This is a genomic window from Dorea longicatena, from assembly GCF_024168045.1.
In the GTDB taxonomy this organism is placed as follows: domain Bacteria; phylum Bacillota; class Clostridia; order Lachnospirales; family Lachnospiraceae; genus Dorea_A.
Map to the genome: position 1 here is coordinate 2,791,681 of NZ_CP100126.1, position 19,293 is coordinate 2,810,973.

A 19,293-nucleotide genomic window follows, 5' to 3' on the forward strand; every position below is an offset into this window, starting at 1 on the left:
AATGTCCGTTTTTGTGATATACTTAATTTATTATATTTACAAAGGATTGGGTACTTATGAATCAGAAACTTACCAAATACGCCTGGTTACTGCCATTTTTCTCCGGCATCTGCTGGGGTGCTGCCGGAATCTTTGTCCGTACACTGGAACACGATGGGCTCGACAACTTTTCCATCATTAGTTTCCGGATGTTGCTTGCAGCTCTGATCACTGGCATATGGATTCTATTCTATAACCGACATTTATTTTATGTACATCGGCGTGACTTCTGGCTTTTTATCGGAAGCGGCATGATCGGCATGACCGCCCTCAGTGTCTTTTATAATATTTCCGTTACGAAAGGATCTCTTGCACTTTCTGCCGTGTTACTTGCCATGTCTCCGGTCTTTGTTCTGTTTCTGGCTGCTATATTCTTCCATGAACCGATAACCAGACACAAACTGACCTGTGTAACACTCGCACTCATTGGCTGTGTACTGGTAAGCGGAGTACTGGAAAGCAATGGACTTTCCTGGAGCATAACAGGAATTCTCTGCGGAATTCTGGCAAGCTTTTTCTATGCTGTATATGGAATCATAAGCAAAAAAGTCACACAAAAAGGATATCATTTCCTGACGATTACTTTTTACGGCACACTCTTTTCCGGCATGACAATGCTGCCTTTCAGTAATATACACTCTTTAAGCAGTATGATTGTCTCAGGGCAAAGGACCACCTTTTTTATCCTGATTATTCATGCGCTGGTATCATCCGTCCTGCCTTATGCACTATATTCTTTATCCATGCGCTATATGGAGGCCGGCAAGGCATCGATTCTCGCTTCCAGCGAGCCTGCTGCCGCCATGTTATTCGGAGCGGTACTCTATGCCGAAACACCAGGTATTCTTTCCATCTGTGGACTTTGTTTTACAATTACTGCTGTAATATTATTAAATTATGAAAGGAATTGAACATATGGTACACCTGAACGACAATGCTATTGCCTATATGAATAAACGCGGATTCCGCAACATCATACTTTCCATCGAAACAATCACCAGTTGATGTGCCCCTCCGCGTCTGGAGATATCGGTAGGATTTACCGATAAAGAAAAAGAGGATATGCTCGCACAGGGGTATGTCTGCGAGACCAGTCCTCTTGGAAATGTCTATTATCTGCCTGATGGGGTTACTGTAAACGGGGATATCAGCATCAATTATATGGAATATCCCTGGATTACATGCTTTGAGGTAAGCGGTCTGGCTGTTTCACGTTCCTGAGACAGCCAGGCTATGTATTACTCTTTTGCTTCCTCCATTTTTTGTATTTCTTGTTCTGATTGTTTTATCTGTTCATCCAACTGTCTTATCTGCCTATCGCTTTCTTTTATCTGTTCATCCAACTGTCCTATCTGCCTATCGCTTTCTTTTATCTGTTCCTCCAGTTGTCTTATTTGCTTATCACTTTCTTTTATTTGTTTATTCCGTTGTCTTATCTGTTCATCCAGTTGTCTTGACTGCTCATCTTTCTGTTTTATCTGCTCATCTAGTTGTTTTATCTGCTCATCTTTCTCTTCTATCTGCCTCCGCATATCTTCAATCATGAATTCTACTGTATTTCGATCTAATTCTAACAATTCTTCCGAAAGCATCTACATCACCTCTTTCAACTGACTAGTTATTTTTATAAGTACCTAAAACAATTCTTTTGACATTTTTCATGCTATTTTTTATCCAATAGCTGCTGTAATCGTTGTATTTCTTTCCTCATTTCTAACATCTCCTCATCCTTCTGACTCAACTGCTCTCTCTGGCAGTCTATCTCCTTCTGCATATCATCAATCATCAGCTTTACTGTATTCCTGTCTAACTCCAGCAATTCTTTCGAAAACATCTGCATCACCTCTTCGATATTCCGGCAGACATCATAGGCCTGTTCATACATTTCTTTGAAATCCGGATATTTCTCTATAATTTCTATAATTGTCTCCGGATCATCCATGCAGAAAAATGCAAGCCATGCTTCCAGCCGGTTTTCTATTTTTACACTTCTATTTTCATTTTGCTGATTCTTTTTGAATATGTCAAGAGGTATGAACAGATATTCTTGTAATAAATTTATATTTACTCCTGTATCAGATTTTTGCATAAAACGATGGATATAATTATTGGAAAATTTCTGGAATTCTGTTGGACTTTTTTCAAATAACACGATCGTATACACCTGCTTGATATCTCTGTAAGAGAATCGTTTTCCTTTGATTCCTCTCACTCTCTTATACTGCCGAAGCAACAGATCTGCTGAGTAACAGGCACTTCTTTCTCCCGGAAAATAGTATCCGATTTTCTGAATTTCCAGATTCGCAATACTTCCATCTTCCAGTTGTACTACCATATCTGTAATAAGAAGCGTAGATTCATCTGCTAATCTTGTTCCGTCATTTGGTAATACGTCTACAATTCTCACTCTTTGTCCGAGAAGTAACGTGAGTAATTCATTTACTCTCTCCGGTGTATTCTCCGGATTCAGAATTTCTTTTATCATGAAATCATACATGATTTTTATACCTTTCACTCCGGTACAAAAATCCAGAAATTCATTTTGATTTTCCTCTGTCCACTCATAAAATAAATTTTTTAATCTGCTTTTACTTTCAATCTCATTCAACACCTCCTCCCTTGTCCGAATCATCGGGAAATACTGTTGAAGTTGTTTGTCATAGGCACGTCCTCCTGAATAGATTATAAAATTTTCGTGTTCTCTCAAGTCGGAAATATGTTTCAGACATTTTTAGGTGTGAAACGGTCGAAACTTGATGCCTTTTGGCCTAGAAATACTTAAGAGTTTGTAGAAGTCACTCTTTGAAGTGAATTCAGAATAGCATATTGTTCATATGATTACAAGATTAATTTTCGTAAAAAAAGCGGCAGAATTATCTTCCGCCGCATAGCCCATATCACCATCTATATATTATCTCATCTTAAAACTTCTCCATCTCCCCAATGATCGTTCTGTAAAATTCTTCTTCCGTGCCCTCTTTTCTCACATCATTCATCACATATCCGTCTTTCAGAAATATCACTCTCTTACACCGGCTTGCCATCTGTGGATCATGCGTTACCATCAGAAGGGTCTTCCCTAACTCCTCATTGATTTTCCGGAATTCCCCCGCAACAACTTTTCCGGATTTTGAGTCGAGGTTTCCCGTCGGCTCATCTGCAAATATGATACTCGGATCATTGATCAGCGCCCTGCAGATTGCCACTCTCTGCCGCTCACCGCCGGACAGTTCATAAGGATTCTTTTCCTGAAGATGTTCAATCCCAAACTGCTTTTCCAATGCTTCCGCTTTCTCTTCACATTCTTTCTGTTCCTTTTTATCCAGCAATACCGGAAGCATGATATTTTCTTTTACCGAAAGACTGTCCATCAGATTAAAATCCTGGAATACAAATCCGATCTTTCTACGTCTGATATCCGTAAGTTCTTCTTTCCAAAGCTCATTCGTATTCACACCGTTAAAGATCACATCTCCGTCCGTCTGCTGATCCATAAATCCCAGGATCTTCAGAAGTGTTGTCTTTCCACAGCCGGATTTTCCCATAATTCCGACGTACTCTCCCTGTTCTACATCAAAGTTAATGCCTTTCAGTACCGAAATCGCATCCGCATCATCAATCTCCCCACCGGCTTTTGGAAATTTCTTGATCAGGTTATTTACCTTTAATATTTCTTTCATGCTTTCCTTCTACCTTTCTTATTGTATACTGCTCAATCACCTTTACACCGATGCCCTGCACTACAAGATATATAACTGCAAGGATCAACAGATATCGCAAATAATGTACACCGTCAGCCTTCGTATATTCCCGCATGTTCCACATCTCCCCGGTTAACACCGGCACCATAACAACCGCAACTGCTGCCGGGATCCAGAAAAAGATTCCCGTCTCTGTCCGGATCAGCTTTTCTCTTTCTTTCGAGCTCATTCCAATACAGGTTAAGAAATGATTCCGCTTCTTCTTGTCCGTCATCTCAGATTCATATTTCAAGTAAATGACCAGAACGCTTCCCAGCAGAAATGCTCCCATGATAAATATATCTACTACCGTTGTCATAAAGCGTTCGCTTTCAATCTGTTCCATCGTTGTACGTTTGGAATAGCAGGATAATACATCCTTGTCAAATCTTTCATCCTCTTTATGTACCTTCCGAAAAGCCTGGAGCTCTTTTTCTATCTTCTGATAATCTACATTTTTCACATTCAAAAGGACAAGCTTTGTCGGCCAGTGATGGATCGTCACTCCTTCTTCTGCTTCACCCTCCTCAACCGGATCTCCGGTGATCCAATTATATTTCTTCCAGTCGTCCTGAACCTTTTCAAAATATTCATCCGAAAATACAACCAGATTCTCCTCACTTCCCTGCCGAAATGCACCTGTCAGGATATCCGTCTTTTCACCCTTTACGGTTCGTGTTGGATAGATCTTTTCCCGATCAAGAAATCCATAAGATTCTATCGGCTGTCCGATGTGCAGGTACGGCTCTTTTCTCGAATTCAGGTAATCCAGTGGATGTGCCTTCGTACTCTTATCCTGTTGATAAATAATATAGATTTCCTTTCCGTCAGCAGATAGATTCATTTTTTCACTTTTCTTTCCAAGTGCCTTATTCAGTTCTTTATACGTCGTCTCCGAGATGCCTATATGCTGTCCCTGCGGCATGATCACTGCTCTGGCATCATCCAGCTTTTCCGAATTATCCACATTCGTCACGCGTACCATCGGATACTCCTGGAATTTCACGTCATATTTTTCCTGCAGCTGTTTCCAGAATGTCTCATCCGCTTCCGTTGCCATACATACAAAATCATACGGGAACAGTCCTTCCGGCTTTTGCGCGATCTTCGCTGAGATCATATCTTTTCCAAATAAGAACAATATCAGTACCGGTATAAGACTGATCACGTACACATAACGGAATGTACTCTTGAAACGGTAATAAAACGAATTATATGGGATCAACTTTGCATAATAACTCTTTTTATGCTTCCGCACTTTCAGGAACAATCCAAATCCAAACTTTTCCGCCAGATAAATGCCCAGGAAGATAAATAAAAGTATCCGTAACCCTTCGGCATTCTTCCGCATTCCGAAATTCACTATTCCAAATACCACAATGACCAGGCCAATTGTAAGCCACAGACCGATCCGTTTTTCCGGCATCTTCTCCTTTTCCACATCGCCCAGCTGCATTTTTTTTAGTTCCCTGTACAGGAAGAAATCCCGCAGGATCATCAGTCCAATCCCGGATATTCCGATCATGATAAGACTTGCGATCAAATATGTGAATCCTGTAATCTTCGCCGGCTGTGCTCCCACTCCGGATCTTGCCATGAAAATTCTGCGGATGATACACAGGATCACACTTCCGATGCAGGCTCCCCCGATCAGCATTCCCAGAATTCCAGCCACAATCTCTGCTCCAAGCACTTCATAAAGTGTAGACTTCCGCATTCCCAGAGTAGAAAATATACTGTAATTTCTCATCCGTTTTCTGAAATATGACAACAGATTCGTGATCATCAGCATCAGCGATGCGATCAGACTCACGATCAGGAATTCCAGCAGAATTGCCGTGATTCCATGCCCCGTCAGTATATTTCCTTCTTTATTAAATGGTGCCAGCATCTGTGCCATTCCGACTCCGGAAAATATCAACGTCGCCGGAAGCAGGTTCATACTTACGTAAACAATAAAATCTCTTTTTGAACTTTTAAAATTCTTCCACAGGGCCGTATAGAATCCTTTCGGATACTTCCCCGAAAATTCCAGATGCTTTTTCTTTTCATCTTTGTAATTTTTCTCTCTGGCTTTAACTTCTTCCTGTATCTTTTTCTCTTCCTGCCACGAATCAATCAGCTTCGCACCGATCAAATTGATCACCAGAAGCACTACCAGTAAAAATGGATACACCTGTGACAGCGGATCTGAAAATACTGCCCCATCTGCCCCAAGAAATGATATCATACATCCTGCGATCAGTGACATGATATCCAGAAGCAGTTTATGGTGATTGCTTAAAGCCAGTATCAGATTCACAATTCCTATCACCTGGATTACCAGTACCATTACCAGTTCACAGATGAACAGCATCAGTATCTGAACCATCATCTGTTCATCTGCACCGTCCAGTACTCCCAAAGGCTTCAGACTTTTCTTTATGTAACTCATCCCATCGCCCGAAGCAGCCAATTTTATCAGATATCCCGGTACATTGCATTTCCATGTCCCCATGTTCATCCACGGAAATAATAGCACTGCCTGGATGATCACCTGCATGATCAGCGTGAATATCTTCATTCGCTTTTCCGTCTTATTCATAACTTTTGCCTCTCATTTTTCATACACGCTTATTATCCGAGATCTAACGTCTCTCTTCATATACGCTTACTATCCAAGATCTAACGTCTCTCTCTTTATACCTGCGCCACCACCGGCTTAAATCCCTCCATTCCGACAACCATCACCGGTGCTCCTGCCGGGATCTCCGTTCCTTTCTCAGATCCCTGTACTCTTACTTTCATATGATGTCCACACAGATATCCTTTTCCCTTCCAGTTGATTTTGGTATCTGCCGTTCCAATCTCCCATAAAAGTCTGGTCTCTCTTCTGCTTTGCAAAAGATTCATAAATCCTCTCAGTACCATATTCAGCAGACATGCTATCAATACACAGCAGAGGATTCCTGCATATCCCTTCACCGGGAAACTCGGAACAAAACATAATGCCGAGATAAAAAGTACCAGCCCGCTGTTTGCAACGTAACATCCCTGCCCCCAGTCTCTTCCGACTGCATAGAATAAAGCTTTGCCCGTGTATTTCTCCCAGAAGCTCAATCCGATTCCATAGACAGCTAATCCGATTCCGATATTCCGGTGTATAACTGCCGGGATTTTATTCAGGCCAAGCGCATCATTCCACAACCATAAAAATGCGTTCGGATCTCTTGCGATAAGATAAGAAATGCACACACATACAATTGGTACACATCCCAGTGCCAGCATCCACAGAAACATATTGGAATCAAACACTTTATGATAGATCTTATCCATTGCTTCACCTGCTTCCTGCGGATCGCCCATCTGGCGGACTGCTTCTTCCTCTGCTTCAACTTCCGTCATCCCTGATTCCATTAATGCGGCTTTACAGTCTTCTATATGCGCTTCATATTCATTTACAATCTCTTTTCTTACAGACGAATCGGTAATCTTCTTCCCAAGTTCTTTCAGATATTCTCTTTCCTTCATATCTAACACCCTCCTTTTCTACCACCTTCACTGCCTTACCTGTGCTATACGGAATACTGGATCATGCTTGTAACTGCATTGGCATAAGCATTCCATTCTTCGATCATTTTCTCCAGATATTTCTTCCCGTTAGGTGTGATCCGGTAATACTTTCTGAGTTTCCCGTTCGCCTCCTGGTTATAACTTTCCAAATATCCGGACTGTACCATGCTGTGAAGCAGCGGATACAATGTTCCTACCTTTAATTCGAATACATTGTCCGATCTCTTTGAGAGTGTATCGATCATTTCATATCCGTACATATCCTTTTCTGAGATCAATTTGAGAATTAACATTGCGGTATTTCCTGAGACCATATTTTTGTTTACTTTCATAGTGATTGCTCCTTTCTTATATTTGCTTTCATTATATATCGGCTTTCGATAGTTGAGTGTAAAAAATTTTGCTTTCTTCTTGGTTTTATTATATATCGTATCTCGATATATGTCAATATACAAGAATAAAAAAACCGGAAATGCAAACCTGCATTCCCAGTCCCTTTACCTTCTTCTTTCCTACAACAGCTCCGCAAATAACCGCAGGAACAACTGCCCCAGCCGCAGACTCGCACTCCGGCCGGACTTATACTTCTCCGTCACTTCCCTGCACTGTTCCAATGTCTGCTCCATATCCCGCCGGATATCCAGCACCGCATCACAATCTGCCATAAAGCATCCATTTTCAAAATGATGATAAAGGCTCCGGTAATCCAGATTGATCGTGCCGCAAGTCGCCATGCAATCATCCGCCACACTCATCTTGGCATGACAGAATCCCGGTGTCCACTCATAGATCCTTACACCATCCTGTACCAGATTGTGATAGAACGATCTGGTGATACTGTAGATCAGCTTCTTATCCGGGATTCCCGGTGTGATGATCCGCACATCTACGCCACGCCTGGCCGCCAGCGAAAGTGCATGTGTCATCTCATCCGTGATGATCAGATAAGGAGTCATGAACCAGCAGTATCTGTCCGCTTTGTTGACGATACTGATATAGACATCCTCTCCAACCTGGATTCCGTCTAACGGGCAGTCCGCATACGGCTGGATATATCCCGTCTGCTTTGCCTGATACGGATACTGTACCAGATATTTTTTCTGTGCCTCTATATCCAGAACATCCACATCGGCCGGAGTCTTCCCGGATGCTTCCCACATTTCCAAAAATGCTGCCGTAAGCGAAGCCACCGCATCTCCTTCCAGCCGGATTCCCGTATCCTTCCATTCCCCGTATGGATGTGTATAGTTAAAATACTCATTTGCCAGGTTATAACCGCCTGTGTACCCAACCTTTCCGTCAATCACCGTAATCTTTCTGTGGTCACGGTTATTCAGGAACATATTAAGTCCCGGAAGCAGCGGATTGAATACCCGGCAGGCAATTCCTTTCGCTTCCAGTTTTCTCGCAAAGCTCAGATTTACGAATCCGATCGAGCCCATGTCATCATAGAACACCCGGACCTCTACTCCTGCTTTCACCCGTTCTTCCAGCACCGTCTGTATCCTGCTCCATGCATATTCATCCTCAATTGCATGATACTCCATGAAAATGAATTGCTCCGCCTTTGCAAGATCCGTAAGCTGCGCCTCCAGTCCTTTGACCGCTTCATCAAAATAAGTCACATCCGTATTCTGATACACCGGATAACACGCATTTCTTTCTATATAATTAGAAACATTTCCCGCCTTCGGATCTGACACATTCAGACATTCCAGCACTTCTTTATTTTCCGGCAAAAGTGGCAGAAGCTTCTCATCAATCCTTTTGTAACGCATCCGCATCTTCCGGGTTCCACCGTTCATACCGATCATAAAATAAAGTGCTACTCCAAGGATCGGAAATGTCAGGATCAGGATGATCCACGGTGTCTTCATCGAGGAAGTCTCATTTCTTCCATATATTTTCAGAACCAGTATGACGGCAAATATTCTGGTCAGATTGTCTATGAATACCGCGTATTCATTCAGTCCCTTAAATATCCCAATCAGGAACACTACTTCCAGTAATATCGAAAGCACTGTGAACGCCAGCCGCTTCACACCATTCTGTGTCTTTTTCTTTCCTTCCAGTGTATGACTGCTCATCTTCTCACTCTTTTCTTATATCGTAAATTATGATTATACTAACACGAACATGTTCCCGTCACAAGCTTTATCCGGTATTTTGTAAAATCCTCTCCGGAAATAATTTGCATAATTCTTTCCTTTCCACCCTTGCTTTCCCTAGTGATTTCCGTTTTATCCCCCATAAAGCCCCTATTTTCAGGCACAAAAAAATCACCGTCCCCAGAGCTCTAAGCCTCTAAAAACAGTGATTTGTTAGTGCGCGATCAGGGGTTCGAACCCTGGACACCCTGATTAAGAGTCAGGTGCTCTACCAACTGAGCTAATCGCGCATCTTCAATTGTCTGTGTTACGTTCTCCGTAACGACAAGATTTATTATATAATAAGGTTTTTTAAAATGCAAGTACTTTTTTTATTTTTTTCATATTTTTTTCACAGCTCTCATATATTGATATGGGGGTTGAATTTATGAAGCATATTATCCATTATGTTACAACCAATTTCAAAAAAATCTTTCATACTGTCTGCACAGAGATTATCTCCTGCATTCAAGGCACAGCTCTGCATTTTGTCCTGGTCGCTGCCTTTCTCGGAACACTGAATCATTTCCTGTATTTTTTATCCGGGCAGCCTCCAATCATTGCACTTTTCTGCCCGGTTAATGAATCCGTGTGGGAACATTTGAAACTTTTATATTTTCCTTTTTTATTCGTAAGCATATGGGAATATCTGTCTCTGCATCCGGTTGTTTTACCGTTCTTTTACTGTCGGTATCTGGGTGTGCTTCTCGGAATGTTTTTTACTGTTTCTGTTTTTTACACATATTCCGGGATTCTCGGCCGGAATTTCCTGATCTTAGACATCCTGCTTTTTTATTCCAGTGTAATATTTTCATTTGGAATGTCTGAATATATTTCCGGCAAGACCCGTTCTCCTCACGAGACAGAACCTGGCTTTGTAGTCTCACTCTGGTTGATAACATCATTTTTCTTCTTTGTATTTACATGTTTTCCGCCAGATCTTCCGTTATTCTATTCAGCATAAGTACAACAACCATCAACACATTTCCCTACATATATAATTAATTATTCACACCATGATGTGCAACATAGCTGTTAAGATCCAATGCTTTGAACACATATCCCTGTGACTGATAATATTCAATAATTTTCGGCAGCGCTTCCACAGTTGTATCTTTTGTCTCGGAATCATGTGACAGCAGGATGATATTATTGTCATGGAAACTGGTTGCCTGATCCACAAGCTGTTCCGTTGTTCTCACGGCCCCGTCTCCCGAACTTCCATTCCAGTCATAATATTGATATCCTCTTGCCTGAACCTCCTGCGTAAGCGTTGTCATAATTCCCTTCGTGTAACTTGCAGATATGGTATTCGAAGATCCTCCCGGAAATCTGATAAAACACGGAACATAGCCGATCTCTTCTTTTACAAGCTGTCCAATCTGGTCAAGATCCTGAAAATATGCATCAACAGATGCATACACCTTTGCGTAATCATGAGAATATGTATGCATTCCGATCGTATGTCCCTTATCATAAGCCTTTTTGATCATATCTTTATATTCCGGCATGGCTCCTGTAACAAAAAACGTTGCTTTCGCATTGTATTTATCCAAAATGTCCAGCACCGCCTGCGTATTCTTAGACGGTCCGTCATCCAACGTCAGATAGACAACTTTTTCATCCGATTGTTCTGTTGTGCCCACTTTTCTTCCTGGTTGAACTGCAAATTCACTTCTGTCATCTGCCTGATCTTTTTGGCCTTGATTTTCTTTATTGGATGCATCAGTTTTATTCTCATTGATCGTAAGTTTTTTTGCAGTTGCTTTTTTCTTTGATACTGCCTTTTTACTTTCCGTCTCGGCCGTTGTCATCGTTTTACCGGCATTCTTTTTTATAACATGCCCGCCGATTCCCACACCTATGATCACTGCTGCTATGCAGACTGCTGCAATCAGAATCTTTCTCTGTGCACGATCTTTTCGTCTTCTATTTTTTAACTTTTTCCTGCTCATACTTTTTTCCTCTTTAATTTTCAACTTTATTCTCACTTTTAAGTAATTGCTTTTTCTTTTTTACTATCATACCGCTTTTTTCCTTTTTATCAAGCCTTTTCTCGAGACTTTTTCACTACAATGTAGTATTGTAATAAATAGATTATCACTTACAAATGTCGAAAGGAGTTTTTAATATGAGTGAAAATGAAAATAAAGTCTGTCCTGTCAGCTGCAAAATCGAACATCACGCCATGATGTTCGCATTTCTCGCCAAACATGCAATTGAATTATGCGGTGAAGCCGGAAAAGACGCAATCCTTGCCGGAATGACTACCTATGGAAATGAACGGGGTGCCCGCATGGCGGCAAATGCTCTCGCACACGGTGATGAACTGACTACCATGACCAATCAGGCATACGGTGAATGGAAACCAGATTACGCCGGACAAATGGACTTCGGAACACTTCGCACCGAACCGACACTTCAGACTTACATTGCAAAATGTGCATGGTGTGAAGCATGGAAAAAGCATAACATTACCGAATATGGGAAATATTATTGCGTCAATGTAGACAATGCCGTTTACCAGGGATTCCGTTCCGACTTCGTCTGTACCCCGACTGCCACATCTATGAGCTGGGGCGGTGATCGTTGCGAATTCGACTGGGGACATCCGCTCTCACAGGAAGAGGTAAAAGAACTGGCGGAGAAAAAAGCCGAGCTTGGAACTTCCTGTATGAAAGATTTTAATTTCCATACGGCACATTTAAAATATACCGTCAGCCAGGCCCTGATCCATAATCTTGGTGAAAAAGGAGAAGCGGCAGTGAAACTTGCACTTACTGATTATGTAGATACATTCGGGCAGGAATATTTGGATGTATTGGACGGGCTTTATCCGGTTGAATAGTTTTTACTTTTCATATAAGAAAACTATGAAATCTATTTACATCCTGTTTTTCTGTGCTAAAATGATAGATAAACACCCGATTCTATGAGGAGGTATCTATATTTTGAATACACTAACAACTGAACATACACCTGACAATATCATTGCCAGCTGGCTCGACGATCATCAGGAAGAACTGGTGAATACCGCTGATTACATTTTCCATCACCCGGAACTTGCATATCAGGAGACACTTTCTTCCAAATGCCTGGCAGATTATCTGGAAAGCCAGGGATTTAAAATAACATGGAAAACAGCCGGTATCGCCACCGCATTTACCGCAGTCTGGGGAGGTGGAAAACCAATCCTCGGATTCCTGGCCGAGTACGATGCTCTGGCAGGTGTCGGACACGCCTGCGGGCACAACCTGCTTGGAACAGCCGTTGCCGCAGCGGCATGTGCATTAAAAGCCGATATGGAAGCAACCGGTGCAGCCGGAACGATCTGCGTCTATGGCTGCCCGGCCGAAGAGATCATGTCCGGCAAGATTGTGATGAACGATCAGGGAGTCTTTGATGACCTCGATGTTGCTATTACCTGGCATCCATTCGACCGCAACCGTGTCAGCAACGATATCTGGCAGGCACAGGACATTAAGAACTACACCTTCCACGGACTTAGTTCCCATGCTGCCAAAGCACCGGAAAAAGGCCGCAGCGCCCTGGATGCCGCCGAACTCATGAATGTAGGCGTCAATTATCTCCGTGAACACGTACCGGGAGATGTCCGTATGCATTATGCCTACATTGATAACGGTCTTCCGGCAAATGTTGTTCCGGATATCGCAAAGACAAATTATTTCATCCGCTCCTACTTACGTTCCCGCACCGAAGATGCAAGCGAACGTGTAGACAACTGCGCCAGAGGTGCCGCTCTTATGACAGACACCACCGTCGATATCGAACTGGTCGCAAGCTGCAGTGAGATGAAAGTTAACCGGGTACTGACAGAATTATATTACGATGCTATGACCAGAGTTCCGACACCGGCTTATACACCGGAAGAGCTGGATTTTGCAAAGCAGATCACAGAAGAAGCCGGACTAATCAATGACGGGACACTATTCTCCGGCCTGGAACCGCTTGAAGATGAACCGGTTCCGATCGCTATCGGCACGGACGCTTCACAGGTCAGCCACACCGTCCCGTTGATCACCTTAAGTGCCGCTACGATGTGTAAAGGTACCCCGCTTCATCACTGGGCTGCTGCCAGACAGGCCGGTATGACTATCGGACAGAAAGGTATGTTCTACGTTGCGAGATGTATGGCAGAAGGAACGAAATTATTGATGAAAACTCCGGGAAGTATCGAAAAAGCATGGGAACTGCACAAGCTGACTCCTTAAAGCTCCTGTCATTGCATACTGTACACTTTATAAATATCTGCTCTAAAACATCTCATGACCAAACTAGGAGGAATTATTATGATCACAAAAAAAATCGGAATTATCGGATGTGGCAATATGGGCGGTGCCATTCTTTATGGCGCACTCGACATCCGGGTGAATTAAAAGACATGGTCACATCCCCTGGCGGAACAACCATCGAAGGCTGCGAGGCTCTTGAAAAAGCCGGCATGCGTGGTGCTGTAATCGAATGCATTAATGTAAGTACAGAAAAATCCCGTTCATTATAATCGTTGTCATTCTATGTCGATTCATGCATCGGAATTATCAGACAAAAGAGGAGTTATCCACAGTTTCCCGTGGATAACTCCTCTTTTGTTGGGGATAAGTGGAATTACTTTGCAAAATTTGTCGTTACATTTTCATCCTCTTTATCACCTTCAACCGTGTAAATTCTTCTCTTTCCTTCTCCTCCAGCGCATTACTGATCGTATGCACCAGATTCGTATACATCGGTATCGTAATATTCTTAAGCGCATTCGCCCGCTTCTGTGTCTTCTTGATATTTGCGGCCAGACGGTACGCCGAGTTCTCCACCTCAGCCAGCTTGATCGTAAGTTCCTTCACTTCCCGGAAAGCTTCTCTTGCAATATCCACCGACTCGTGTGTCGTGCTGAACGAATACGTCAGATCATTCTGCTTCGCATCATACTTGATGTGCGGGATCTCCGTTCCCATGATGCTTCTGGTCTGCATCTTCAGCGAATCCTCGATTGGAACAGTAAATGCCAGTTCCTGGACTTTACTGATCCCGTGTTCGATATTGGCACGCTGTAGGCAGGCATATGCTTTTGTAAAGGTTGCATCGATCTCTTCCTGGATGTCTTTCGCCTCATCGATCAGTCCCATCAGTTCTTTCAGAAGAATATTCCGCTTTTTATCCATCAAGTCATACCCCTGACGTGCAAGCATCAGAGAATTCTTTGCAAGCATCAGATTTCCCTTGGTAGGAAATTCTCTCGGATCCATATGCATCCCTCCTACTCTTCCGTCTCCAATGTCTCTTTCGTATCCTTCCAATACTTCTCAACCAGCTTCGTATCAATACGGTCCAGTTCTTCCTTCGGCAGAAGTCCAAGCAGTTCCCAGCCAAGATCCAGCGTCTCCATCATCGTCCGGTTCTCCGCCGGTCCCTGCCCGATATAGCGTCTCTCGAATTCTTCACCGAACTTCAGATACTGTTTATCGATTGGTGACAATTCATCTTCTCCGATAACCGAAGCCAGATTTCTCGCCTCTCCAACCTTTGCATAGGCAGAGAATAACTGGTTCGCAAGATCCTGATGATCTTCCCTGGTATATCCTTTTCCGATGCCGTCCTTCATCAGTCGTGACAGCGATGGCAGGATACTGATCGGCGGATAGACTGCCTGCCCGTGCAGATTACGGTCCAGTACGATCTGTCCTTCTGTGATATATCCGGTAAGGTCAGGGATCGGATGTGTAATATCATCATTCGGCATGGTCAGGATCGGAAGCTGTGTTACGGAACCATTTGCCCCGTCCACAATACCGGCACGTTCATAGATCGTGGCCAGTTCACTGTATAAATATCCCGGATATCCTTTTCTTGACGGAATCTCGCCACGGGAAGAAGACACTTCACGCATGGCTTCCGCAAAAGAAGTCATATCCGTCAGGATAACCAGAATGTGCATATTTTTCTCAAATGCCAGATATTCCGCTACCGTCAGCGCAACCTTCGGCGTGATCAGACGCTCTACCACCGGATCATTTGCCAGATTCAGGAACATACACACATGATCTGCCACACCGCTTTCCTCAAATGTCTTACGGAAGAATTCTGCCACGTCATGCTTGACTCCCATCGCACCGAATACAACCGCAAACTGTTCATCCGAATTGTCTCCAAGTGAAGCCTGCTTTACGATCTGTGCCGCGAGCTGGTCATGCGGCAATCCGTTTCCCGAGAATATCGGAAGCTTCTGCCCGCGGATCAGTGTCGTCAGACCGTCAATCGCCGAGATTCCGGTACGGATATAGTTTCGTGGATACTCCCGTCTGACAGGATTCAACGGAAGTCCGTTTACATCCCTTTTTTCTGCATCTGCAATCGGACCAAGTCCATCGATTGCTTCCCCGATTCCGTTAAATGTACGTCCCAGCATTTCCTCCGATACAGTAACTTCCATCGGATGTCCCGTAAGTCTTGTATGGGTATTATCCAGTGACATATTTTCTGTCCCTTCAAATACCTGGATCACAGCCTTGTCTTCATCCAGCTCTACGATACGCCCCATTTTCCTCGTATTATGATCTACAATAAATTCTACGATCTCATCGTAAAATGCATTTTCCACGCCTTCCAGCACGACGAGAGGGCCATTTATACTGCTCAGTCCAAGATATTCTATTGCCATCTTACGTCCCTCCCTTTACGCATTCTTCTCGATGACGCGGTTATAGAAGTCATCAATGTCTAATTTATACAGATCCAGTAACTGCAGGTTGTCATTCGGCACATCATACTTGATCGCAATGACCTTTTCAAATATACCTTCCGCCTTCAGTACCGACATCGGCATTCCCATTGCCACCAGTTTCCTGCTGGTCTTATACAGATACAGGATCACGTCCATCATCTTGAACTGCTTCTCCAGCGATATGCATGTATCATCCTTATGAAATGCATTCTGCTGCAGGAATCCCAGACGGATCACCTTTGCGATCTCCAGGATCAGTTTCTGATCATCCGGAAGCACATCCCCGCCGATCAGTTTTACAATCTCCATCAGACTGCTCTCCTGGTTCAGGATCGCCATCAGACGGTTCCGGTAATCAACAAATTTCGGCGACACATGATCCGAATACCAGCCGCTTAAGTCATTCAGATATTCACTGTAACTCGTCAGCCAGTGGATCGCAGGGAAATGTCTCGCATACGCCAGGGATTTATCCAGTCCCCAGAAGCAGCGCACGAAACGCTTCGTATTCTGCGTAACCGGCTCGGAAAAATCTCCCCCCTGCGGAGACACCGCTCCGATGATAGAGACAGATCCGGTTGCACCATTTAATGTCTGCATCATGCCGGCTCTTTCATAGAATGCCGACAGTCTCGATGCCAGATATGCCGGGAACCCTTCCTCCGCCGGCATCTCTTCCAGTCGTCCGGACAGCTCGCGCAGTGCCTCTGCCCATCGGGATGTCGAGTCCGCCATGATCGCCACATCATAACCCATGTCACGGTAATATTCCGCCAGTGTAAGTCCGGTGTAAATGGATGCCTCGCGGGCAGCCACCGGCATGTTCGAGGTATTGGCGATCAGCGTCGTTCTGTCCATCAAAGGATTTCCTGATTTCGGATCGACCAGTTCTGAAAACTCTTCCAGAACCTGCGTCATCTCATTTCCACGCTCGCCACATCCAATATATATGATAATATCCGCATCCGACCATTTTGCGATCTGATGCTGGGTCATCGTCTTACCCGTTCCGAATCCTCCCGGGATCGCAGCCGTTCCACCTTTTGCAATCGGGAACATCGTATCCAGAATTCGCTGTCCTGTTACCAGCGGCACACTTGCCGGGAATCTCCGGCTCACCGGTCTCGGTACACGGATCGGCCAGTGCTGTGTCATCGAAAGTTCTCGTTTTTCTCCACTGAGCAGTTCAATCGTAACCAGCGTCTCATCAATCGTATATTCACCATCCGGAACCACAGATATAACAGTTCCTTCCACTCCCGGAGGAACCATACATTTGTGCACGATAGCCCGCGTCTCCGGCACTTCCGCAATGATCGTTCCACCCTGTACCATATCGCCTTCCGCCACTGTGATATGCGTCTCCCAGAGCTTCTGGCGGTCCAGTGCATCCACACTGACACCACGGGTGATAAATGCCCCGCCCTTGTCAGCGATCCGCTCCAGCGGTCTCTCAATACCGTCAAAGATATTATTCAGGATACCGGGTGCCAGCGTAACCGACACTGCCGCTCCCGTACCTTCCACAAGTTCTCCCGGATGCAGCCCGGAAGTCTCCTCATACACCTGTACCGTCGTCCGGTCCTTATCCAGGGAAATAACTTCGCCAACCAGCTTTTCCTCTCCCACATGGACCATTTCCGACATCTTAAAATCCGTCTTCCCTTTCAGGTAAATGACCGGGCCGTTGATGCCATATATCTTTTCTGTCTTTCCGCTACTCACCCTTTACACCTCCCCGGAACCGGAATTTCTGGTATTCATTTTCCAATGTCCCTTTGAATGCATAATCCACCAGAACATTCTTCTCAGGCACAACCGCACGCACACCGCCGATGAAATCCACTTTGCTGATCGTCAGCGTCATTCCCGTGCGCTCCTCCAGATATGTCTTCTTATCTGCATCAGACGGATTGATATAGATCGTCATCGCCATCCCGGATGCAAACTGTGCTGCTTTCTCTATATAACGGATCAGAACCTCTTTATACTCTTCTGTTCTCATAAATGCCAGAAGCTTTAACTGTACTTCTTCGAACAGTTCTGTCTTAAGTTCTGTCTGTATCTTACCCATCTCACGTTTTAATTCAAGCTGCGCCTTTGACATCGCCATATTCAGCTGCTGTTTTGCAGTCACACTCTCCGCACGCACTCTCGTCTCCGACTGCCGTCTGGCTTCGATCTGGTGCTGCTCGAACACACTTCTCAGCGCATCCTCATGCTGCTTTATGATCGCATTCGCCTCCGCTCTTGCCTCTTCCATCGCTGCCGTGCGGATATGCGTGATCTTTTCTTCGTTTGTCAAATGTGCCACCTTCTTCCTGTCTATAATTTCAACCCTATCGCTTCATTTACATACGATGTGATAAAATCTTTCTTACGTCCGGTCCCGTGTCTGTCAGGAATCTCGATCAGAAGCGGCATTGTCCGCTCCAGCTTGATCTCGTCAATCAGGTCCGGGAATTCTCTTCCGAATTTCTCCGTCAACAGAATCACACCTACATCTTTATCCTCCATGGCATTCTCGATCGCACACCGGAGTTCTTCTCTTTCATGTACCACGATTCCGTCTACCCCTGCGAGACGCATTCCTGTCAGAGTATCGATATTATCACTGATCAGATACATCTTCATCTTACAATTTACCCAAGATCATGAAGGAGATGATCAGTCCGTACAGACACACACCTTCTGCAAGACCTACGAAGATCAGTGACTTACCAAGTGCACTGGAATCTTCACTAATTGCACCCAGAGCCGCACTTGCTGCACTTGCAACGGCGATACCACCGCCGACGCAGGAAAGACCGGTTGAAAGTGCTGCTGCCAGGTATCCGAATCCTGTTGCGTTCGACGCCGTATTGCCGGCTGCTTCCGCTGCCTGTACCGGATCTCCCGCAAAAAGCATGATCCCTGCGATCAGAACAGTGCTGAAGAAAAAGAATATATTTGTGCCGATAGCCCTCTTATAACGCTTCTTCGTCCTCTGTCCGATCAGGAAATATCCAAATGGAATTACAATACTCAGCAACAATGTTACAACGAATAATACTCTAACTGTCAGGCTCATATTTTTGTC

General features: G+C 44.2%; 19 protein-coding genes and 1 tRNA gene. 5 read left to right on the forward strand and 15 right to left on the reverse strand.

Features of this window, described 5'->3' with window-relative positions:
- Positions 1–56 precede the first annotated feature (56 nt).
- Positions 57–950 carry a DMT family transporter gene (locus tag NKF87_RS13395; protein WP_117597627.1) on the forward strand — a complete coding sequence of 298 codons (894 nt, stop codon included), beginning with the start codon at positions 57–59 and terminating at the stop codon, positions 948–950.
- A gap of 327 nt (positions 951–1,277) precedes the next feature.
- Here the strand turns inward: NKF87_RS13395 and NKF87_RS13400 are convergent, their stop codons facing one another.
- From NKF87_RS13400 to NKF87_RS13435, 8 genes are all read right to left on the reverse strand, one after another.
- The gene (locus tag NKF87_RS13400; RefSeq protein WP_253583689.1) at positions 1,278–1,631 is read right to left on the reverse strand and encodes a hypothetical protein; all 354 of its coding nucleotides are present in this window, start codon (positions 1,629–1,631) and stop codon (positions 1,278–1,280) included.
- A 71-nt stretch (positions 1,632–1,702) separates the two neighbouring features.
- Positions 1,703–2,650 (reverse strand): PD-(D/E)XK nuclease family transposase, encoded by a 948-nt coding sequence (locus tag NKF87_RS13405; protein ID WP_334304176.1) that lies wholly within the window; start codon positions 2,648–2,650, stop codon positions 1,703–1,705.
- Positions 2,651–2,960: 310 nt separating this feature from the next.
- The gene (locus NKF87_RS13410) at positions 2,961–3,719 is read right to left on the reverse strand and encodes an ABC transporter ATP-binding protein (protein WP_253583693.1); all 759 of its coding nucleotides are present in this window, start codon (positions 3,717–3,719) and stop codon (positions 2,961–2,963) included.
- Complete coding sequence (locus NKF87_RS13415) at positions 3,694–6,363, reverse strand: hypothetical protein (protein WP_253583695.1); 2,670 nt, start codon at positions 6,361–6,363, stop codon at positions 3,694–3,696. The genes NKF87_RS13410 and NKF87_RS13415 overlap by 26 nt, the downstream gene beginning before the upstream one ends.
- A gap of 95 nt (positions 6,364–6,458) precedes the next feature.
- Positions 6,459–7,289: an NfeD family protein gene (locus NKF87_RS13420; RefSeq protein ID WP_253583697.1), complete on the reverse strand. Its 831-nt coding sequence runs from the start codon at positions 7,287–7,289 to the stop codon at positions 6,459–6,461.
- Positions 7,290–7,333: 44 nt separating this feature from the next.
- The gene (locus tag NKF87_RS13425) at positions 7,334–7,663 is read right to left on the reverse strand and encodes a PadR family transcriptional regulator (protein WP_006428785.1); all 330 of its coding nucleotides are present in this window, start codon (positions 7,661–7,663) and stop codon (positions 7,334–7,336) included.
- Between the two features lie 180 nt (positions 7,664–7,843).
- Positions 7,844–9,418 (reverse strand): phospholipase D-like domain-containing protein, encoded by a 1,575-nt coding sequence (locus NKF87_RS13430; protein WP_253583699.1) that lies wholly within the window; start codon positions 9,416–9,418, stop codon positions 7,844–7,846.
- Between the two features lie 238 nt (positions 9,419–9,656).
- A tRNA-Lys gene (locus NKF87_RS13435) sits at positions 9,657–9,729 on the reverse strand.
- A 137-nt stretch (positions 9,730–9,866) separates the two neighbouring features.
- Between NKF87_RS13435 and NKF87_RS14575 the strand changes: the two genes are divergently transcribed.
- On the forward strand, positions 9,867–10,442 hold the full coding sequence (locus tag NKF87_RS14575; protein WP_253583701.1) for a DUF6512 family protein: 576 nt from the start codon (positions 9,867–9,869) through the stop codon (positions 10,440–10,442).
- 37 nt (positions 10,443–10,479) lie between these two features.
- Here NKF87_RS14575 and NKF87_RS13445 read toward each other — a convergent pair whose 3' ends face one another.
- The gene (locus NKF87_RS13445) at positions 10,480–11,433 is read right to left on the reverse strand and encodes a polysaccharide deacetylase family protein (RefSeq protein WP_253583703.1); all 954 of its coding nucleotides are present in this window, start codon (positions 11,431–11,433) and stop codon (positions 10,480–10,482) included.
- Between the two features lie 176 nt (positions 11,434–11,609).
- On the opposite strand from NKF87_RS13445, the gene NKF87_RS13450 reads away from it, so the two are divergent.
- The 3 genes from NKF87_RS13450 to NKF87_RS13460 all read left to right on the forward strand — a co-directional run bounded on the left by NKF87_RS13450 (position 11,610) and on the right by NKF87_RS13460 (position 14,000).
- Complete coding sequence (locus tag NKF87_RS13450) at positions 11,610–12,326, forward strand: L-2-amino-thiazoline-4-carboxylic acid hydrolase (protein WP_253583704.1); 717 nt, start codon at positions 11,610–11,612, stop codon at positions 12,324–12,326.
- A 103-nt stretch (positions 12,327–12,429) separates the two neighbouring features.
- Entirely contained in the window at positions 12,430–13,710 is a 1,281-nt protein-coding gene (locus tag NKF87_RS13455; RefSeq protein ID WP_253583706.1) for an amidohydrolase, read from the forward strand.
- Positions 13,711–13,817: 107 nt separating this feature from the next.
- Complete coding sequence (locus NKF87_RS13460; RefSeq protein WP_227080479.1) at positions 13,818–14,000, forward strand: pyrroline-5-carboxylate reductase dimerization domain-containing protein; 183 nt, start codon at positions 13,818–13,820, stop codon at positions 13,998–14,000.
- A gap of 124 nt (positions 14,001–14,124) precedes the next feature.
- On the opposite strand, the gene NKF87_RS13465 is transcribed toward NKF87_RS13460, so the two are convergent.
- From NKF87_RS13465 to NKF87_RS13490, 6 genes are read right to left on the reverse strand one after another with little or no spacing between them, the layout of a single operon-like run.
- A complete protein-coding gene (locus NKF87_RS13465) occupies positions 14,125–14,739 on the reverse strand; it encodes a V-type ATP synthase subunit D (RefSeq protein ID WP_022415198.1) in 615 nt (204 codons plus the stop codon).
- A gap of 11 nt (positions 14,740–14,750) precedes the next feature.
- Complete coding sequence (locus NKF87_RS13470) at positions 14,751–16,151, reverse strand: V-type ATP synthase subunit B (protein WP_055284327.1); 1,401 nt, start codon at positions 16,149–16,151, stop codon at positions 14,751–14,753.
- A 15-nt stretch (positions 16,152–16,166) separates the two neighbouring features.
- Positions 16,167–17,939 carry a V-type ATP synthase subunit A gene (locus NKF87_RS13475; RefSeq protein WP_253583708.1) on the reverse strand — a complete coding sequence of 591 codons (1,773 nt, stop codon included), beginning with the start codon at positions 17,937–17,939 and terminating at the stop codon, positions 16,167–16,169.
- A complete protein-coding gene (locus NKF87_RS13480) occupies positions 17,932–18,519 on the reverse strand; it encodes a V-type ATP synthase subunit E (protein ID WP_117597637.1) in 588 nt (195 codons plus the stop codon). The genes NKF87_RS13475 and NKF87_RS13480 overlap by 8 nt, the downstream gene beginning before the upstream one ends.
- Before the next feature lie 20 nt (positions 18,520–18,539).
- The gene (locus NKF87_RS13485) at positions 18,540–18,848 is read right to left on the reverse strand and encodes a V-type ATP synthase subunit F (protein WP_022415202.1); all 309 of its coding nucleotides are present in this window, start codon (positions 18,846–18,848) and stop codon (positions 18,540–18,542) included.
- 1 nt (position 18,849) lies between these two features.
- The gene (locus NKF87_RS13490) at positions 18,850–19,284 is read right to left on the reverse strand and encodes an ATP synthase subunit C (RefSeq protein WP_055284325.1); all 435 of its coding nucleotides are present in this window, start codon (positions 19,282–19,284) and stop codon (positions 18,850–18,852) included.
- Between the last annotated feature and the right edge of the window lie 9 nt (positions 19,285–19,293).